Annotated in this window: 17 protein-coding genes; 4 read left to right on the plus strand and 13 right to left on the minus strand. The window is 59.4% G+C overall.

Annotated elements, in window-relative coordinates; all coding sequences use genetic code 11:
* Positions 1 to 6: 6 nt before the first annotated feature.
* Together ABOK31_RS26675 and ABOK31_RS26680 are read left to right on the plus strand one after the other, a co-directional pair.
* Positions 7 to 738, plus strand: coding sequence for a response regulator transcription factor (locus tag ABOK31_RS26675; RefSeq protein WP_174173264.1), 732 nt, complete (start codon positions 7 to 9; stop codon positions 736 to 738).
* Positions 735 to 2000 carry an ATP-binding protein gene (locus tag ABOK31_RS26680; RefSeq protein WP_174172995.1) on the plus strand — a complete coding sequence of 422 codons (1266 nt, stop codon included), beginning with the start codon at positions 735 to 737 and terminating at the stop codon, positions 1998 to 2000. Before ABOK31_RS26675 ends, ABOK31_RS26680 begins: the two co-directional genes overlap by 4 nt.
* 396 nt (positions 2001 to 2396) lie before the next feature.
* Here ABOK31_RS26680 and ABOK31_RS26685 read toward each other — a convergent pair whose 3' ends face one another.
* The 7 genes from ABOK31_RS26685 to ABOK31_RS26715 all read right to left on the minus strand — a co-directional run bounded on the left by ABOK31_RS26685 (position 2397) and on the right by ABOK31_RS26715 (position 9739).
* Positions 2397 to 4352, minus strand: a complete 1956-nt coding sequence (locus ABOK31_RS26685) for a MacB family efflux pump subunit (protein WP_349959789.1) — start codon at positions 4350 to 4352, stop codon at positions 2397 to 2399.
* A 3-nt stretch (positions 4353 to 4355) separates the two neighbouring features.
* Positions 4356 to 5675, minus strand: a complete 1320-nt coding sequence (locus tag ABOK31_RS26690; RefSeq protein ID WP_349959790.1) for an efflux RND transporter periplasmic adaptor subunit — start codon at positions 5673 to 5675, stop codon at positions 4356 to 4358.
* Positions 5676 to 5679: 4 nt separating this feature from the next.
* Positions 5680 to 7137 carry an efflux transporter outer membrane subunit gene (locus ABOK31_RS26695; RefSeq protein WP_349959791.1) on the minus strand — a complete coding sequence of 486 codons (1458 nt, stop codon included), beginning with the start codon at positions 7135 to 7137 and terminating at the stop codon, positions 5680 to 5682.
* 328 nt (positions 7138 to 7465) lie between these two features.
* Complete coding sequence (locus tag ABOK31_RS26700; protein ID WP_349959792.1) at positions 7466 to 8080, minus strand: hypothetical protein; 615 nt, start codon at positions 8078 to 8080, stop codon at positions 7466 to 7468.
* Positions 8081 to 8345: 265 nt separating this feature from the next.
* Complete coding sequence (locus ABOK31_RS26705) at positions 8346 to 8507, minus strand: hypothetical protein (protein ID WP_168192587.1); 162 nt, start codon at positions 8505 to 8507, stop codon at positions 8346 to 8348.
* Between the two features lie 83 nt (positions 8508 to 8590).
* On the minus strand, positions 8591 to 9442 hold the full coding sequence (locus ABOK31_RS26710; RefSeq protein ID WP_349959793.1) for an AraC family transcriptional regulator: 852 nt from the start codon (positions 9440 to 9442) through the stop codon (positions 8591 to 8593).
* Positions 9443 to 9511: 69 nt separating this feature from the next.
* Positions 9512 to 9739 carry a DUF1127 domain-containing protein gene (locus ABOK31_RS26715; protein WP_349959794.1) on the minus strand — a complete coding sequence of 76 codons (228 nt, stop codon included), beginning with the start codon at positions 9737 to 9739 and terminating at the stop codon, positions 9512 to 9514.
* Between the two features lie 229 nt (positions 9740 to 9968).
* Between ABOK31_RS26715 and ABOK31_RS26720 the strand changes: the two genes are divergently transcribed.
* Positions 9969 to 11114: a Xaa-Pro peptidase family protein gene (locus ABOK31_RS26720; protein WP_349959796.1), complete on the plus strand. Its 1146-nt coding sequence runs from the start codon at positions 9969 to 9971 to the stop codon at positions 11112 to 11114.
* Between the two features lie 22 nt (positions 11115 to 11136).
* On the opposite strand, the gene ugpC is transcribed toward ABOK31_RS26720, so the two are convergent.
* From ugpC to ABOK31_RS26750, 6 genes are all read right to left on the minus strand, one after another.
* Positions 11137 to 12195: a sn-glycerol-3-phosphate ABC transporter ATP-binding protein UgpC gene (ugpC, locus tag ABOK31_RS26725; protein WP_174172989.1), complete on the minus strand. Its 1059-nt coding sequence runs from the start codon at positions 12193 to 12195 to the stop codon at positions 11137 to 11139.
* Between the two features lie 4 nt (positions 12196 to 12199).
* Positions 12200 to 13030: a carbohydrate ABC transporter permease gene (locus ABOK31_RS26730; RefSeq protein WP_174172988.1), complete on the minus strand. Its 831-nt coding sequence runs from the start codon at positions 13028 to 13030 to the stop codon at positions 12200 to 12202.
* Positions 13031 to 13033: 3 nt separating this feature from the next.
* A complete protein-coding gene (locus ABOK31_RS26735; protein WP_349959799.1) occupies positions 13034 to 13969 on the minus strand; it encodes a sugar ABC transporter permease in 936 nt (311 codons plus the stop codon).
* 90 nt (positions 13970 to 14059) lie between these two features.
* Entirely contained in the window at positions 14060 to 15319 is a 1260-nt protein-coding gene (locus ABOK31_RS26740) for a sugar ABC transporter substrate-binding protein (protein ID WP_349959801.1), read from the minus strand.
* Positions 15320 to 15359: 40 nt separating this feature from the next.
* A complete protein-coding gene (locus ABOK31_RS26745) occupies positions 15360 to 16526 on the minus strand; it encodes a PLP-dependent transferase (RefSeq protein ID WP_349959802.1) in 1167 nt (388 codons plus the stop codon).
* Positions 16523 to 17218 (minus strand): FadR/GntR family transcriptional regulator, encoded by a 696-nt coding sequence (locus tag ABOK31_RS26750; RefSeq protein ID WP_174172984.1) that lies wholly within the window; start codon positions 17216 to 17218, stop codon positions 16523 to 16525. The genes ABOK31_RS26745 and ABOK31_RS26750 overlap by 4 nt, the downstream gene beginning before the upstream one ends.
* 195 nt (positions 17219 to 17413) lie before the next feature.
* On the opposite strand from ABOK31_RS26750, the gene ABOK31_RS26755 reads away from it, so the two are divergent.
* A complete protein-coding gene (locus ABOK31_RS26755; RefSeq protein WP_234910495.1) occupies positions 17414 to 17668 on the plus strand; it encodes a hypothetical protein in 255 nt (84 codons plus the stop codon).
* Positions 17669 to 17692 lie beyond the last annotated feature (24 nt).

Here is a 17692-nt window from a genome sequence, read left to right on the forward strand (position 1 = left end):
AAGCCTATGAACGCAACCGCCGCTCCCGATATTCTGATAGTCGATGACGACCACGAAATACGCTCGCTCCTGAGCAGATATCTCGAGGAGCAGGGTTTCCGCGTATCGACGGCAAGCGACTTGCGCGGATGCAACGATGCGCTCAATCGACGTCATCCGGATCTCCTCGTCCTGGATGTCATGCTTCCTGACGGGTCGGGCCTCGATCTATGCCGCGATCTGCGAAACCGCCGCCCCCGGGTACCGGTCATTCTGCTGACCGCCCTGAAAGAGGACATAGATCGCATTCTCGGTCTTGAGATCGGCGCCGACGACTACCTGGGCAAGCCGTTCAATCCGCGTGAACTGGCCGCACGCATCCGTGCGGTCCTGCGCCGTACGAACGAGGATTCCTCATTGGAGCCCGAGCAGAGGCGCTATCAGTTCGCGAGCATGCTGCTCGATCCGCAGCTTCGCCGGGTCACCAGAGAAAACGGCGAGGTGATCTCGCTGACAGGCGCTGAGTTCGACCTTCTGAAGGCTTTCCTGGAGCGTGCAGGCCGGCTCTTGTCGCGTGATCAGTTGCTCGACCTGACGCAGGGGCGCGATCGCGATCCGGCTGATCGCTCGATCGACGTCCTGATGAGCCGGCTGCGCCGCAAGCTAGGAGAAACGGTGGAGGAGCCCATCTTCAGGACAATCCGCAATGGAGGCTATCAGCTCGTCGTTCCGGTAACGGCCATCAAAGGCGATTCATGAGGTCGCTTGGCGCGCGCTTAGCGCTACTTTTGATGACCGCCATCGTTCTGGTCGTCATTTCCTCGTCCTTCGTGGCAAGCCTCGTCATGCGTGGACCACGCCCGGACATGACCGTCGAACGGATGGCCCATCAGCTTTCCATTCTTGCCACTTTCGCAGAGAAGGACAGAACCACGGCGGCATCGGCCGGATTGGTCGTCGCCCCCGGGCCTGCTGAAGGCCAACGCGACGAAGAATTGTCCCGCTTTCTGATGGAAGCTCTGCTTCGAATATCCGGCATGCGCGAGGCCGTCATAGTACGCCAATCGACGGGCGAAATGATCGCGTCGCTGAGGCTTTCCGACGGCAATTGGCTGATCATGCCGATGCCGGATCATGGGCCGCCGCCGGGCGGGTGGAAAATCCTTGTGGGATGGCTCGGTCTCATCATCATCGGCAGCGTGCTCGTCTCCATCTTTGCCGCCTCGAAGATCATGAAGCCGCTGCGTCTGCTTGAGGAAGCGGTGGCCGCGATCAATCCCGACGGCACATTGCCGCATATAGCGGAAAGCGGACCGGGAGAAATTCGTGCGACTGCACAGGCGCTCAATGGCCTGTCAGCCCGAGTGAAGGCCGCCACGGAAAGCCGCATGCGGCTCGTTGCCGCCGCCGGGCACGATCTGCGAACGCCGATGACCCGGATGCGTCTGCGCGCGGAGTTCATCCGGGATGACGAAGAGCGGCGCAAATGGTTTGCCGATCTCGAGGAACTCGACAGGATCGCCGACAGCGCGATAGGGCTGGTCCGGGAAGAGATTTCCAAGGACAGTCTGGAGCAGGTCAGGCTCGACAGGATTGTCGACGATATCGTCACGGAGTTGAAGGCGATCGATATGAACGTCGCGAGCGGTGAACTGGAGCAGGCGACGATCTGCGCAGGCCCTCTCGCGGTCACCCGAGCCTTGCGGAATTTGCTCATCAATGCGGCGACGCACGGCCAGTCGGCAACGGTGACGGTCACGCATCTTGGCAATAGAGCCGTTGTGCGAATTGTCGATACCGGGCCTGGCATTCCGGAGGATCGGCTCAATCAGGTGTTCGAACCCTTCTTCCGAATCGACATCGCAAGGCAAAGGTCTTTCCCAGGCGCCGGCCTTGGCATGGCCATTGCGCGTGAGATCATCACCCGATTCGGGGGCGAGATCACGGTGCGCAACCGTCAGCCGCGCGGGCTGGAGCAGGTCGTGTCGTTCAAGAACGCCGAGGCCAAGGTCGCAAGCTAGCACAAGCGACGCGAACCAAATCATCGTTGCATCGCAGCTTGGCGCTCCCTTGCAAAGCGGGATCAGCCGACGGCATATCTGTACGATCAAACAGGCTTTACTTGCGTAGAACTCCCGAAAATTCTACATAAACCAATATTCAAAGTAAGGTTACTGAACTTACCAAATAGTTCGCGCAGGCGGAAAAGCCGAGACATTAAATTTCGCCAAAATGCCTTGTTTCAGCAACATTCAGAAATGTCAGCGCCGGCAACTGATGTAAAATCGTGGTCGATCAGTAGCTTGGCTCGAGCAGGCTTTGATCGCCCCGCATACCCGGCTTCGCCATGACGCCCCCAACACGAATGGCGAAGCCGGATTGCTTTCCGGCCCCGCCATTATTTTTTCCCAAAAATATCAGTCTCTTGATAATGCCGCGACAGGGTCCAGCAACGATGCGTTGCGGGCCGGCAGATAGCCGAAGGTCAGGCCGATCGCGCAGGAGCATGCGAAGGCCAGAATGATCGAGCTTGCGGAATAGATGAGCGTGAAGTTCGATCCGAAATAATTGAAGGCAAAGCCGAAGCCGAGCGCCGTCGTGATGCCGAAAGCACCGCCCAGCAGACATACGAGGACGGCTTCGATCAGGAACTGCTGGAGAATGTCATTACGTCTCGCGCCGACAGCCATGCGCACGCCGATCTCGGCGATACGTTCCGATACCGAGACGAGCATGATATTCATGACACCGATACCCCCGACCAGCAGCGATATGACAGCGATTGCCGAGACGAGCAGTGTCATGGTCCGTGTCGTGCTGGTGATGGTCTGGCGAATGTCGTCGGTGTTGAGGATAAAGAAATCCTTGGTGCCATGGCGGCGCTCCAGAAACTGCGTGACAGCTACCTCCGCCGCAGAACTCTCGGTATTGTCGGCGACCCGCACCGTAATGCTACGCAGCGACATGTCGCCCAGCAGGCGGGCCTGGACGCCTGTATAGGGCAGATAGACGGAAAGATTGTCACTTGAACCGAAGCCGCCTTGCTGGGAGGCGATGACGCCGATGATGCGCACAGGAACCTTGCCTACGAGAATGGTTTGCCCGAGCGGATCGAGCCCCTTGTCGGAAAACAAGGTCGTCGCCGTGTTTTGATCGATCACCGCATCCTGCGACAAGCGCCTCACGCTATCCGCGTCGAAGAATCTGCCCGTGATAAGTTTCGATCCCTTCACGGAAAAATATGCATCGCCTACGCCATTGATGAGGGCATTCGCCTCCGTCGAGCCGAATCGCACCGTGCTACTCGTCGATACGGTCGGTGTGACGGCGGCGACATAGGTCAATTTCGCCAATGCATCGGCGTCTGCGACGACCAGCGTCTTGATGCGACCCGAGCGTGTGTCGCCGAAGCTCTTGCCGGGAAAGATTTCGAGCGTGTTGGTGCCGAGGCTATTGATATTTTCCAGAACCTTGCGCTGCGATCCCTCGCCGAGCGCGATGACGCTGACGACCGAGGCAATGCCGATGATGATGCCGAGCATGGTCAGGAACGTGCGCAACCGATGGGCCTTGAGCGCAAGGATCGCCATCCGGAAAGCCTCCGTCAGCCGGCCGGCCATCTCCCGCCAGCCGGACTTGCCGAACCCGGTTGCGGTAGCGGAGGGCCGCAATGCTGGACCTTCGCTGCGCGTGCGTCGATCGGCAACGATCCGTCCGTCGGAGATCTCGATGATGCGATCGGCGCGCGCTGCGACGTTCATGTCGTGAGTGACGATGACGACCGTGTGGCCTTCGGCATGGAGCTCGCCAAGAATACGCAGCACTTCCTCGCCGCTCTGCCGGTCGAGGGCGCCTGTGGGCTCGTCTGCAAGAATGACGTTGCCGTTGTTCATCAGGGCGCGAGCGATCGAAACTCGCTGTTGCTGACCGCCCGAAAGCTGGCCCGGGCGGTGGCCGTTTCGTTCGCTCATGCCGAGCCGCTCAAGAAGTGCTGCCGCGCGCGCCCGTCTTGTCTCGCCTTGCTGTCCGGCATAGATGGCCGGTACCTCGACATTGCCGATCGCCGTCAGCTCGGAAAGCAGATGATATCGCTGAAAGATGAAGCCGAAATGTTCTCTGCGCAGTTTGGATAGCGCATCGCTCTCGAGGCGATGCGTCTCCTCGCCGGCGATCGCATACGTGCCGGCGGTGGGACGGTCCAATAGACCGATGATGTTCATGAGCGTGGATTTTCCCGAACCGGAAGGTCCGACGATCGCGACCATTTCGCCCTCGGCAATGGATAGATCGACATCCTGCAAGACTGCGATCGTACGGTCGCCGGATTGATATTCGCGGCGCACACGCTTCAATTCGATAATGGGTGAGGGCATGCATCAGAATCCCATTGGAGGGGGAGGACCACCACTGCTGCTCTTGGTGGTCGCGGTGCTCGCCTCGCCGACGACCACATTCTCTCCCTCGGAGAGACCAGACAGGATCTCGGCCGAGACATTGTTGTTGAGGCCGACCACGACGTTGCGACGGATCCGCTTGCCGTTGTCGCTCACAACCTGAACTGTGTGGGATCCTTCCGCTGATTTGGCGCCCAATGCGGAGGAGGGGATGGTGAGCACACCTTTGGCCTGGCCGAGAATGATGTGAACCTCTGCCGACATATAGGTGCGAAAATAATTATCGGGGTTCGGCACCGCAAACACACCGTTGTAGTAGATCGCCGAGGTCGATGATGACGATGTCGTACTGCTGCTCGACGACGTCGTGGTGGATGACGAGGTGACGCTGCTGTCGCTGGTGATCGATTCAGGTGCTGGCTCGATCGACTGCAATGTGGCGTCATACCGGGTACTCGGATCACCAAGGATGGTGAAATAGATCGGCTGCCCCACCTTGACCTTGACGACATCGGCTTCGGAGATCTCGGTGCGAATGATCATCGTGTCGAGTTGTCCAAGGACGACGATCGTCGGCGCTGATTGCGCTGCGTTCACCGTCTGGCCCTGCTGGTTGACGATGGCGAGCACCGTACCGTCCATCGGCGCTGTGATATGCGTGTAGGAGAGGTTGGCGCGCGCGGTTTCGACCGCGACTTCGGCCGATGTAATTTGCGCGTCGAGAGCGGCAATTTGGGCAGTAATCTTCTTGACGCTCGCTTCCGCGCTGTCGAGGTCCGCCTTGGAGCCCGCCTGGTTGCGGAATATCGTCTGCTGGCGGATGAGCGTCGTCTGTGCGTTTTCAAGATCGGCCTCGCTTTCCTGGCGTTGTGCCCTCACGTTCGCCAGGGAAGCCTGAGCGGTCTTCAGGTCGTTGCTCTGTGTGGTCGAGTCGATTTCGGCAACAAGGCTGTCCTTCTTGACGGTATCGCCAAGCTTGACATGAAGTGCCGTGATCCGCCCGGAGACCTGTGCGCCGACCGCGACCAGCTTGATCGGCCTGAAGGTACCGGATGCAAGCACCGCCTCCTCGACATTGCCCCGCGTCACCGGCGCCGTGATGGCCGACGTCGTCTGCTGATCGAAATAGCCATATCGGAAAGAGAGAATGGCGATTGCGGCAAGGGCAATGAGACCGGCATAGAGCATGTGCCGCGGTCTGATGCTGCGCTTTGGCGGCGTTCTGGCGGGAGGAGGGCTTGTGTCCTTGGCCCGTTTCGGGCTGACGGTCGCCGGTGCCTTGTGTTCCAGGGTGTTCAGCATGAGATTATTTGGCCTTGGCCAGATGTGGACCGGTGTCGGCGTCAACGACGACAGATGTGGAGACATCGACCTGTCCGTCCCAGCCTCCACCTAGCGCCTTGTTGAGTGCGATATAGTCGGTAGCGATCGATGCTCTGCTCTCGATTGCGTTCTCCTCAGCGCTATAGAGCGAGCGCTCGGCATCCAGCACATCGAGAAAGTCGACAACGCCAGCTTTGTTCATCGTGTGTGAGAGGTTCGAGGCGCGGCGATAGGAACTGCTTGAAGAGACCAGCTTGCCGTATCTCAGCCGTTCCTGGGTCAGCGATACGATGGCATTTTCGACATCTTCCATGGCGGAGAGAACGGCCGACTGGTAGGCGATGAAGTATTGATCCCGCTCGGCCTTGGCAACGTCCACGGCGGCCTTGAGCTGTCCGCCCTGGAAGATCGGCACCGTCAACGTCGGGCCGAATGTCCATCCGATGGAGGACTTCTTTGCGAGATCACCGATACTGGCTGCCGATGATGAAATGTCGCCGGTCAGGGAGATTGACGGATAACGATTGGCTTCGGCCTGACCGATCTTCGCGGTATATTGCGCAAGCTGCCGTTCTGCGAGGCGAACATCCGGCCGAGAAGTCAGAATATTGGCGGGAATGCCGACGGAGACATTCGTCTTGGGGCTCGGGATTGGACCGCCGCCCTTCAGCCTGTCCTCAAGCGTGGCCGGAGGCTTGCCGAGCAGCACGCCCAGGCGATGGACGGCTTCCGAATAAGAGATTTCGTAGGTCGGGATATCCGCCTCCGTGCTATTGGCGAGCGCGTCGGCTTTGGCGGTATCGACGCCGGTGGCGCTGCCCGCCTTATATTCCTCATGGGTAAGAGCTGCGCTTTGGCGCTGCGATGCGGCAGTGCGCTTGGCCAGATCACGCAGCGCCTGATATTCGCGTGCCTGAACATAATAGGATGCGACATCGCCGATCAGGGTCAACATGGTGTCGCGTAGCTGCTCATCCGCAGCATCGACGCCGTATTTCGCTGCTTCCGCGGCGCGTTTGTTGCCGCCGAAGAGATCGAGCTCCCAGCTGGCGTCGAATCCCCCGTCATATAATGTGGAAAAGGTCGCATCGGTCGTACCGCCTTCCGCAGCCGACGTGCGTGTGCGCGCCGCTGAAGCTGTTTCCGACGCCGTTGGCAGCAATGCACCCTTCTGTTCCCGATAGGTGGCGCGTGCCTCTCGAATCTTTGCCTTGGCTGTCGCAACATCAAGATTGCTGGCGATCGCCTCTGCGATGAGCGCATCAAGGGTCGGATCCTTGAGCTGTTTCCACCACTGCGACAATTGCGGGGCCTGCGAAGGCTTGCTTGCAGCCTTGCTGCTCCAGTGCGTCGGCACGGAAAGATCGGGTGTCCTATAATCCGGTCCTACGACGCAGCCTGTCAATGTTCCGACGAATATGGTGGCAATGGCAATATTCAACGGTCCCGTGTTTGAGCGCAAACATATCGGCAAGATTTCTATCCCTGGCTTTGTTGATCCTGTGCGCTGGCTCTGATTGAGGCCAGGAAGACGATGGAGCATTAGGGAGACCATCACTTTTCCTCTGCGGAGAAGGGTGGCGGGGCTCACGCGCCATTGGTCCGGGAGCGCCGGGCGGGGCGTTCCCGGACCATTCGGCCCGACGATGGGCCGCTCCTTCCAACCAACAGGGGCGTCCGGGGGGATCTCAATTGGTTGGAGGCGGAGAGGAAATGGTCTGTCGTGACGAGGCGGAGGGGTTTCACTCAGAAAGACCCTCCGTCAGCGATCAATGGAACGGATGCGGGCCGGGAACGAGCGACCGCTCCGCGTCCTCCAGTTTGGCGAGCTGATCGGAGTTCAACACGTTACGCAGAGCAACGGCCTTGTCCTTGAGAATCTTGGCCTTGGCGGCACGATCGAGCACGCGATCGGCCAGGCGCTCGCCGAAAAGCTGAGCCTGCGCGTCGCCCTGATGGGTCGCCGGGGAAGCGGCAGCATCATCGGCGGCCGGCGGCTCCGGCAGCTCATTCTTCGCAGGGGTCAGGAGATCGATCAGAGCGCTGGTATAATCCCGCCAGGCGTCGAGCTGATTACTCCGGACGCCGATCAATGTTTCGAGCGCCGACAGTTTTTCTGCGATCATCAGGGCCGGGTTTGGCCTGTGCGGTGGTCCCGGCGGCATGGGCATCCCGCCGCCAAAGGCCATCATCGGCCCTTCCGGATGACGGTCCTGGAAATACCAACCGTCCGATGGCGGGCCGACCGGACCTGGCTGTGCGGTCTCGGCGCCCGCGGGCTTTGGCTGGTCTGATGCGATTTCTACACCGGCTGCGTAAGCCGAAGCGGTTGCGCCGCCAATTGCCGTTACCAATAAAGCAGCGACGATAAGTCGTTTCTTCATAATCATTGCCTTCGCTACGAATAACTGCAGCAAAAGCTAATAGGGCCTTATGTATACAATACGTCGATATGTTTCTGAACTTTTCCCGCAAGGGGAATATTGCGAACGAAGTTTGCTGATGGCCCGACAGCAATGCTTCATTACAATTTGTTCTATTGTCGCCTTAAAGTTTGTCCTTCGATGCAGCAACAGGTAGGGTGTGGCCGATTGCAGGTTGTATGTGGAGAGAGTTGTCGCTTGGCTAAAGCTCTCTCCACGATGTTTGCTATTCCTTGCTTCCGGACGCAGCCGATGTCGATTGATCCGCCTCCTTCAAGGCGGCTGCACATTCTTCGCAGCATACTTCGACCGATTTGCCGCCGAGATTGACCTTGATGGTCTCTGCACCGAGTTCGCAATCGCAAGCGGCACATGTAGTTCTCTTCATCTCATGATCCTTTCCTGATCGATCCCCCTTGCCGGGGTAGGATCATGAGAGCATCGATCATTATAGCGGTGCTGTCAGAATCTTTAGCGAGTCGTGTAGCGCTTGGGCTTCAACTGAGCGGAGCGCTGAAACTCCGCTGGCGTCAGGCCATAGGTCTGTTTGAAGGCGGCGCTGAAATGGCTGTGGCTGGAAAAACCAAGATCGAGCCCAAGCATGGTCAGGTCGTCATAGGAAGCGAGGAGATCGAGCGCACGCGCCAGCCGAAGCCGCAGTTGATAGCGGTAGAGAGGGATGGCTTCTACCTGCTGGAAGACCTGCGTCAGATAAACCGGCGAGACGCCGACGTCCTTGGCGATCTCCGCAAGCGTCCAGCGCCGGGCGAGATCGGAGGAGAGGACCAGCTTTGCCCGATCAACGAGCTTCTGCCGGCCATAACTTGCGCCGGCCGCATGCGACGTCCGTTCGCCGAGAGAACGGCGCACAAGGGTCAATGCCAGTGTTTCGCCTTCCAGGCTCTCGGCTATCTTGCGGCTGAGCCCATGGCGAAGCATCGCCACGAGCGCCTGTGCGCGTGGATCGATGCGTCGGCGCTGGCGACGAAAGATGACGCTTTCCCCGGATTGAACCTGTTCCTTGGGTGCAAACTCGTGAAGAACGCTCTCGTCGATCATGAGGTCGAGACAGGAATCGCCGCCGTCGACAGGATGGCTGATTCGGTATCCCTGGCCTCGATTGAAGAAAAGCACCTGGTTTGCTTCCGCAACGGCATCGCTCTGACCGACATGGCGCTTGAAGACGCCGCGATAAGGATAAACGAGGCTTGTCCTGTGGGCGCATTCCTCGCCGCTCTTGTGCCGGCATTCACCATTGCAGACGACATCGCGGATGAGGACGGTTTTCGTCTTCAGCAGCAAGGCTGTCGAAATTTGTGACATGCCGAAATCCCCACCCCAGCGCCGATGCTCGCCGCACTTGCGAAGCTTAGCACGTCCTGCGCCGTGTTTTTAGTAGCGGCTGTAAACATGGACATCGCTTCCATTCTGGCCGCGGGAAAGGCCAATGTCCTTCAACTGATCGTCCGACAGTTCCAGAAGCGCATTGCGGTTCCTGCGCTCGGCTATCTTGCACGCAAGCAGATGTACAAGGCTTAGCAACGCCGAAAGAGGCGCGCGTCGGGCCTTGTAGTGGCTGCGGACGCGTTCGGAAGACAGTAGGATGTTTGCGGCTTGCATGATGATACTCCACCATTTGTTTCGATGAGGGCAGTGAACCATCGGGACAGCGTCCGCGCTGTCAGATAATTTAGCGATCGAACACAGCGGCAACCATTCGGGAGAGTGATTGCGGCGCATTTGTATTTTCTTTGTCGACATAATGCCCGTGAGGACGATAGTGTCGGCGCAGTTCCGTCCGGTGCGAGGATAGGCGGCTGTAAGACGAAGAATATTGAGGAGAGTAGGAATGTCCTGGCAACATCCAGTACCCCGGATCACTGAGGAAGAAAGGCAACAGCGCCTTTCGAGGCTTCGAAAGCTGCTCGACGCGCAGGGGGTGGCCGGCATGTTGCTCGGGCCGACAGAGAGCCTGCGGTATTTCACCGGGCTCGTCTGGCATGCGAGCGAGCGTTTTCTCGGCGCGCTGGTGACGCCGAGCGGGCTTTACTACATCGTGCCGGGCTTCGAACGCAGCAGGGTCGAAACCCTGCCGCATCTGCCGGCCGAAATCCTCGAATGGCAGGAAGAGGAGAGCAGCGCGGCTCTGATCGCCCGCGTGCTCGGAAACGCGGGCACCCTGGCGCTCGACGACAATATGCCGCTTTACTTCTACAACGCGCTGGCTGCCGAGCTTGGGGCAGAAAGGCTTGCAAATGGGGGGCCGATCATCAATGGCCTGCGCCGGATTAAATCCCCAGCCGAAATCGCGCTCATTCAATATGCCATGAACCTGACGCTGGACGTGCACAAGCAGGCTCATGCCCTCCTCAAGCCGGGAATTCGCGCGTCGGAAGTCGTGGAATTCATCGACCGGCGTCATCGCGAGGCCGGTGCCCATGGCGGCTCGACCTTCTGCATCGTGTCCTTCGGTGAAGCCACGTCCCTGCCACACGGAGCAGACGGCGATCAGACGCTCGGCGAAGACGATGTCATTCTGGTGGATACGGGTGCCCGCATCGATGGCTATCATTCCGACCTGACGCGGACATATAAGCTGAAAAGCGGCGACAGCGTCTTCGAGGATGCCTGGGCGATCGAGCGCGAGGCGCAGCAGGCCGTTTTCGACGCTGCAAAGCTAGGCGCCGCCTGTTCCAGCCTGGATGATGCGGCTCGTGCCGTGCTGGCGAGACATTCGCTCGGGCCGGACTATAAGCTGCCGGGATTGCCGCATCGCGCCGGCCACGGCCTTGGCCTCGAAATTCACGAGGAGCCTTATATCGTGCGCGGCAACACGACGGAACTCGCGCCCGGCATGTGTTTCTCAAACGAGCCGATGATCGTCTTCCCGCAGAAATTCGGCATTCGGCTCGAGGATCACATCTATATGACGACGGACGGCCCGCGTTGGTTTACGCAACCATCCAGCGGGCCGACCCAGCCGTTTGCGAACTGAGGATTTTTAATCAGGGCGGCCGTCAAGCCGCCCTTTTTCCATCTTCGTCGAAGACATGCAGATGCTGTGCCGGGAAGGAGACGTTGACCTGCGTCCCCGCGCTCAGAGCGGTGCGATCCAAGGTGAACACCTTGAACGGCAGGCCATGCAGCGAAAGATGCAGGATGATGCCGAAGCCGGTGGGTTCGATGAGTTCGACATTGGCGGCCATGTCGGACGGATTGGACGACAGCACGACGTGCTCCGGTCGAATACCGAGCGTCACCTTCGCAGCGGTTGCCAATTTTAGCGGTTCCGGAAGCGAAATGAGCGTACCATCCTTGAGCTTGACGGCACCACCCTCATAAGTCGCATCGAGGAAGTTCATGCCCGGTGACCCGATAAAGCCGGCGACGAAGAGGTTGGCGGGACGATCATAGAGTTCGAGCGGGCTGCCGACCTGCTGGACCACACCGCCGTGCATGGCAACGATACGGTCCGCCAACGTCATCGCCTCGATCTGGTCATGGGTCACATAGATCGACGTCGCTTTAAGATCGCCGTGCAGCTTCTTGATTTCAGCGCGCATCTGCTCACGCAGACGCGCATCGAGGTTCGACAGCGGCTCGTCGAAAAGGAAGGCTTTCGGTTGCCGCACGATGGCGCGGCCCATGGCGACGCGTTGGCGCTGACCGCCGGAGAGCGCCTTCGGCCGACGTTCCAGCAGCGGGTCGAGGCCGAGCTTGGATGCCGCACCGGCGACCGCCTTGGCAATCCCATCCTTGGCCACCTTCCGCAGCCGCAGACTGTAGCTCATGTTGCCGGCGACATTCATATGCGGATAGAGCGCATAAGATTGGAACACCATGGCGATGTCGCGATCTTTCGGATGGAGCTCATTGACGCGATTGTTGGCGATACGAATTTCGCCCCCGCTAATATCCTCGAGACCGGCGATCATGCGGAGCAGGGTGGATTTGCCGCAGCCGGAGGGACCGACAAGAACGACGAATTCGCCGTCCTTGATCCGCAGGTCGATGTCGTGCAGCACCTGCACGTGGCCATAGGCTTTCTTGACGTTTTGAATATCGATCGATGCCATTTGACTAACCCTTGACCGCGCCGGCCGTCAGGCCCTGCACGAGATAGCGTTGGATGAGCAGGAAGAAGAGCGCGGCCGGAATGAGCGCCATGACGCCAGCCGCCATCATCTGCCCGAAATCCACCGAGAATTTCGAGACGAAGGTGAGAAGCCCGACCGGGAAGGTCGCGGCCTGATTGCCGTTGATGAGCATCAGCGCAAAGAGAAGTTCGCTCCATGCCGCCGTGAAGACGAAGCCGAGGGTGGCTGCGATGCCGGGCAGCGTCAGCGGCAGGATGATCTGCCGGAAAGCCGTGAACTGCGTCGCGCCATCGATCATCGCAGCTTCTTCCAGATCCTTTGGAATGCCGTCGAAGAAGGACTGCATCAGGAAGGTGGCGAAGGGCACGTTGAAGGCCGTGTAGACGATGACGAGGCCGGTCAGGCTGTTGGTCAGGTGCAGCGGCGTCAGGATCTTGAAGATCGGCGCGACAAGCATGACCAGCGGGAACATCTGCGTCAGCAGCATCAGCGCCACGATCCAGTATTTGGCACGGAAGTTGAAGCGCGAGAGCGCGTAGCCGGAAAGAGAGGCGCAAATGGTCACGGCAATCGCCGTCGAGCCGGCGACGATCAGGCTGTTCTTGAAGAATGTCGGGAAGTCGCTGTGCTGCAGCACGAAGGCGTAATGTTCCCATGTCGTCCGCGACGGCCACATGCGCACGCCTTCGGTATAAAGCAGGTCATTCGGAGTCACCGAAACCTTGAGCAGCCAGAACAGCGGGAAAAGCGCGAAGACGACATAGCAAAGAATTGCCAGACGATGCGCGATGATGGGTAGGATGGATCGTCTCATGGCTCAATCCTTGTTCAGCAGGGTCTGCCGCAGCAGGATGATCAGCATGGAATAGGCAAGCAGCAGCACCAGCAGCACCAGGGCGATGGCGGAGGCATAGCCGAAATCCAGCCGCTTGAAGGCCTGCGTGAAGATGTAGCTGGCGACGATCTGCGTGCGGTCGGCAGGCCCGCCGCCCGTCATGACGACGATCAGATCGGCAAAATTGGAGACCCAGACCGTGCGCAGGAGGACGGTGATGGCGATGGTTGGCGCCAGGAAGGGAAGGGTAATCGAGCGGAAGCGCTCGAACCAGCCGGCGCCGTCGATCGAGGCTGCCTCATAGAGATCGCGCGGAATGGCCTGAAGCGCTGCCAGAAGCGTGATCGCGAAGAACGGAATGCCCCACCAGACATTGGCGACGATTGGCCCCCACATCGCATAGGTCGGGTCCGACAGAATGTTGTTCGGTTCGCTCATCAGGCCGAGCGCGTAGAGCCAGTGCGGTATCGGGCCGATGACTGGATTGAAGAGCCACGACCAGTTGAGGCCGGCGAGGAAAGAAGGAACGGCCCAGGGCAGGAATACCAGCGCCTGCACGATCGACCTGCCGAAGAACGGCTTGTCGAGCAGCAGCGCCAGGATCAGGCCGAAGATGAACTGCAGCGCCACGGAAGCGCCCGTCCACCAAAGCGTATTCTTCAGTGCCCAGTAGAAAGCCTTGTCCTGCGAGAGCTCGCGAAAATGCTCAAGGCCGATGAAGCCGCCGGAAAACGGATTGAGCAGCTGAATATCGCGGAAGGCGTAGGATATGCCGATCGCCAGCGGCACCAGCATCACGGCGATGATGAGGATCAGGGCAGGGGCGCTGTAGAGATAGGGCTCCGAGGCGTCGGCCAGGCGCCTCAGCCACGGCCTGCGGTCGTGACGCCTGTCGAGCGTGTCGGTCATCGAAGTCATCTGCAAGAGTTCCCGTTCGCGGCGTTCGGACGCCGTCTGTTTCAAATGGGTAAGGACGGCGGCGGAATATTCCGCCGCCGCATATGTGGCTTACTTCTTGGCCAGGAACTTCTGCTGGGCCTTGGTGAGATAGTCGGCCCACTGGTCGGCCAGATCCTTCGCCGAGATATCGCCGAGCAATGCCTGCTGCGAGGTCTTGATGGCGAGCGAATCCTTGAAGAAGGCGAACTCTTCAAGATAGGTCGGCATGACTGTCGGCACCGTGTCCTTGTCGGCCAGTTCCTGGAACCAGCCCTTGAACTGATCGCCAGCGTAGAAGGGATCCTTCTCCGCCGCCGTGTAGGCCGGGAGGGCGCCGATCTTCTTGTTCCAGGTGAGATTGCCTTCCGGACCTTCCAGGGTCGCGATCAACTTCCAGGAAAGGTCCTTGTTCTGGCTGCTGGCAAACATCGACCAGCCGCCGTAGCCGATGGTCGGGAAGGATTTGCCATCCGGGCCTTTCGGCAGCGGTGCGACGCCGAAATCGTCCTTGTTCATGCGTTCGGCGACAGCGATCAGGGCATCCGGGTCCTGGTCAAGGAAGGCGCAGGTGCCGGAATAAAAGCCTGCGACGACCTCGTTGAAGCCCCAGTTGACGCTATCCTTCGGCGCATAGCCCTTCTTGTAGAGGTCGACCATCCACTCGATGCCCTTGGCCCAGCCCGGGCTGTTCATCGTCGAGGTGCCGTCATCCTTGAAGTATTTGTTGTCGCCGGCCATCGAGGCGGCAAAGATCATCCAGCCATTGAGCCCACCCGGACCACCGCGCATGCAGTAACCGTATTTGCCGGGCAGCTTGGAGATGGCTTCCGATGCCTTGACGAACTCGTCCATCGTCTTCGGCGGCTCAGCAATGCCGGCATCCTTCAGGATCTTCTTGTTGTAGAACATGGCACGCAGATAGAAGCCGTAGGGCAGCATATAGGCGGTGTTCTTCACGTCACGGCCGAGCTGAAGCGCGCGTGGGGTCAGCTCTTTCGTGTGTTCCCATTTGGCGAGGTAAGGCTCGAGGCTTTCGAGCATGCCGTTATTGCCATAGAGCGACAGCCAGGTATCAGGCATTTCCATCACATCGGGCGTGTCGCCTGCCGAGACCATGGTAGCAAACTTCTGGAAGGCCTCATTCCAGGGCAGGGAGATGATGTCGACCTTGGTGCCGGGGTTTTCGGCCTCGAACTTGGCGACGATCGACTTGAGCGTCTCGGTGCGCTCCGGGCTCGTGATGACTTCCACGAGCTTCAGCGTCGTATCGGCAAAGGCGGTCCCGCCCATCAAGGCGGTAAAGAGTGCTGCTGTTATCAGTCTTTTCATGTTGGTTCCCCTTTTAGGTTTTCCTCTCAGATTGATGATGTCACGAGGCGGCGGCAATCGCCTCCTCGAGTTCCTTCCACAGGGCCTCGGTTCCTTCGAGGCCGACATGGAGACGTACGGAGCGTGGATTGATGCCGAAGGTATGCGCTGAATTCGGCTGCGCCTTTTGCTGCAGCACGACTTCGCCCGGTACGATCAAGCTCTCATGCCCGCCCCAGCTCACACCCAGCTTGAAGAGCTTGAGGCGATCCGCGAATGCACGCACGTCGACGCCTTCGCGGAAGATGAACGAAAACAGACCCGAGGTGCCGTTCAGTCCGGCAGGCAGCCGATTGGCAAGACCCGGATGGCAGACCTGCTCGACGACATCGAGTTCCTGTAGGCGCTTGGCGATCGTCATCGCCGCCGCCTCGTGCGCCTTCATGCGGATCGGCAAGGTGCGAAGGCCACGGATCAGGAGCCATGCGTCGAAGGGCGAAAGCTTGCCGCCGAGATAGGGATAGGCTTCCGCCTTCAGCCGCGCGATCATCTCTTTCGAGCCCGCGACGACGCCGGCGACAACGTCGCTGTGACCACCGAGATATTTGGAAGCGGAATGAATGACGAGATCGACGCCGAGCTTCAGCGGCTGCTGGAAATAGGGTGTGGCCCAACTGTTGTCGATCATCGAGACGACGCCGTGCTGCTTGGCGAGTGCCGCCAGCGCGCCGACATCGTGCGCCTCCATGACCCAACTCGTCGGGCTCTCCATGTAGAAGACTTTTGCGCCGGGAAGTGCCTTGGCGACCGCTTCTTCATCGCGGCCATCGACATACGTCACGTCCACCTTCATACGCTTCAGGACCGTGCCGAAGAGGCGGAAGGCGTCGGGATAGACATGCTTGACCGCAACGATCCGGTCGCCCGGCTCGACGAAACTCAGCACGGCTGACGAGATCGCCGCCATGCCGCTGGCAAAGCCGAGCGCGTCCTCGGCGCCTTCGAGCTTCGCCAGCATTTCTTCGAACAGGCGCACCGTCGGGTTGAGGCCGCGCGTATAGGTCGGCCGCACCTTTTCGCCGCGGTAGGAGGCGATCATCTCGTCATAGCTGGAGAAGGTGAAGAGCGATGTCTGAAAGATCGGCGGCACCACGGCATCGGCGAAATTGCCGTCGTCATGGGCTGTTATGAGGGATGCAAGTTCGAACGGCTCTAACCCGTCAGTCATTTGGACATTTCCTTGATGTCTTCCTCGACCACGTCGAGAATTTTCATTGTTTCGGCGCGCGCTGCCTCTGGATCCTGATCAACGATCGCGTTGAAGAGCGTGCGGTGATAGGGGAAGGACCGGCGGGCAAAATCCTGCCGATCGAAGGGATGATCCCAGAAGCGCTCGAAGGTTTCGCGCATCTGTTCGAGAAGCTGCCGGAACAGCGGATTATGCGTGGCGTCATAGACGGCAAGATGGAAGGCAAGATCCTCGGGCCCGGATGTGCCCTTGGCCATATGCACACGCTCCATCTCGTTGAGCTTCTCTTCGATGATGACGATGTCTTCCGCGGTTCGCTTCCTTGCAGCCACCATGCCGGCCTCGCACTCGATGCCGCGACGGACCTCCAGCGTCTGCAACAGCGCATCGCGCAGATGGGACGGATTGAAGGAAAGCGGCATATGGATCGTTGCCTTCGAAACCGGCTTTAGCAGATAGGTGCCGCTGCCTTTGCGCGTCTCCATGACGCCGAGCGCCTGGAAGTAGGTGATCACCTCGCGAATGGTGGAGCGTCCCACGGAAAGCGCCGCCATCAGTTCGCGCTCGGTCGGTAGTCGCTCGCCGGCCTGGAGTTTCGACGACTCGATGAAGGTCGACAGCGCTTCGATGACTTGCTGCGTCCGATCGATGGAAGGAAGAGGGGTAAGCATGGGTTTTGTCATGGGTCGATAAATTGGTCTGACATCTGCTATCAGGTCAATCTCTTTTTATTGCCGACTGCGTTTTTTCGGCCCTTAAATTTTTAAGGGGATTGAAGCGAGCTGCGGCGAAGATCGTTTGCGGCCTTCAAGAGCGCCGACGGCACTGATAGAAGGGGCGTGTTGTGAGTCCCGAGCTGGAAGAGAATGGCCGCAAGAGATCGATATTCACGGAAGCTGGAATGCGCGAAATGCGACTACACCGGCTTTGCCGAGGTTTCCGAAACTGACGATCGCCGTGCAGTAAGCCGCGATTTCAAGATAGACGAGATGCCGCGCGGCTTTTCCACCGAGAGGCCATCGACCGATCCGCGCAAGCACATGATCCGCTGCCGGTGCGGCTCGGTGTTTCCTTTTGAGCAGGACACCGTTTATGCGCCGGGCGGCGAGCCGCGGCGCTGAAAAACATAGGCTGAAAAGAAAAAA

Source organism: Rhizobium sp. ZPR4 (assembly GCF_040215725.1).
Classification (GTDB): Bacteria; Pseudomonadota; Alphaproteobacteria; order Rhizobiales; family Rhizobiaceae; genus Rhizobium; species Rhizobium rhizogenes_D.

Coding starts and splice junctions, on each gene's coding strand:
- ABOK31_RS26675 (WP_174173264.1), top strand. CDS start 7: ATGAACGCAACCGCCGCTCCCGATATTCTGATAGTCGATGACGACCAC.
- ABOK31_RS26680 (WP_174172995.1), top strand. CDS start 735: ATGAGGTCGCTTGGCGCGCGCTTAGCGCTACTTTTGATGACCGCCATC.
- ABOK31_RS26685 (WP_349959789.1), bottom strand. CDS start 4,352: ATGCCCTCACCCATTATCGAATTGAAGCGTGTGCGCCGCGAATATCAA.
- ABOK31_RS26690 (WP_349959790.1), bottom strand. CDS start 5,675: ATGCTGAACACCCTGGAACACAAGGCACCGGCGACCGTCAGCCCGAAA.
- ABOK31_RS26700 (WP_349959792.1), bottom strand. CDS start 8,080: ATGAAGAAACGACTTATCGTCGCTGCTTTATTGGTAACGGCAATTGGC.
- ABOK31_RS26705 (WP_168192587.1), bottom strand. CDS start 8,507: ATGAAGAGAACTACATGTGCCGCTTGCGATTGCGAACTCGGTGCAGAG.
- ABOK31_RS26710 (WP_349959793.1), bottom strand. CDS start 9,442: ATGTCACAAATTTCGACAGCCTTGCTGCTGAAGACGAAAACCGTCCTC.
- ABOK31_RS26715 (WP_349959794.1), bottom strand. CDS start 9,739: ATGCAAGCCGCAAACATCCTACTGTCTTCCGAACGCGTCCGCAGCCAC.
- ABOK31_RS26720 (WP_349959796.1), top strand. CDS start 9,969: ATGTCCTGGCAACATCCAGTACCCCGGATCACTGAGGAAGAAAGGCAA.
- ugpC (WP_174172989.1), bottom strand. CDS start 12,195: ATGGCATCGATCGATATTCAAAACGTCAAGAAAGCCTATGGCCACGTG.
- ABOK31_RS26730 (WP_174172988.1), bottom strand. CDS start 13,030: ATGAGACGATCCATCCTACCCATCATCGCGCATCGTCTGGCAATTCTT.
- ABOK31_RS26735 (WP_349959799.1), bottom strand. CDS start 13,969: ATGACTTCGATGACCGACACGCTCGACAGGCGTCACGACCGCAGGCCG.
- ABOK31_RS26740 (WP_349959801.1), bottom strand. CDS start 15,319: ATGAAAAGACTGATAACAGCAGCACTCTTTACCGCCTTGATGGGCGGG.
- ABOK31_RS26745 (WP_349959802.1), bottom strand. CDS start 16,526: ATGACTGACGGGTTAGAGCCGTTCGAACTTGCATCCCTCATAACAGCC.
- ABOK31_RS26750 (WP_174172984.1), bottom strand. CDS start 17,218: ATGCTTACCCCTCTTCCTTCCATCGATCGGACGCAGCAAGTCATCGAA.
- ABOK31_RS26755 (WP_234910495.1), top strand. CDS start 17,414: ATGGCCGCAAGAGATCGATATTCACGGAAGCTGGAATGCGCGAAATGC.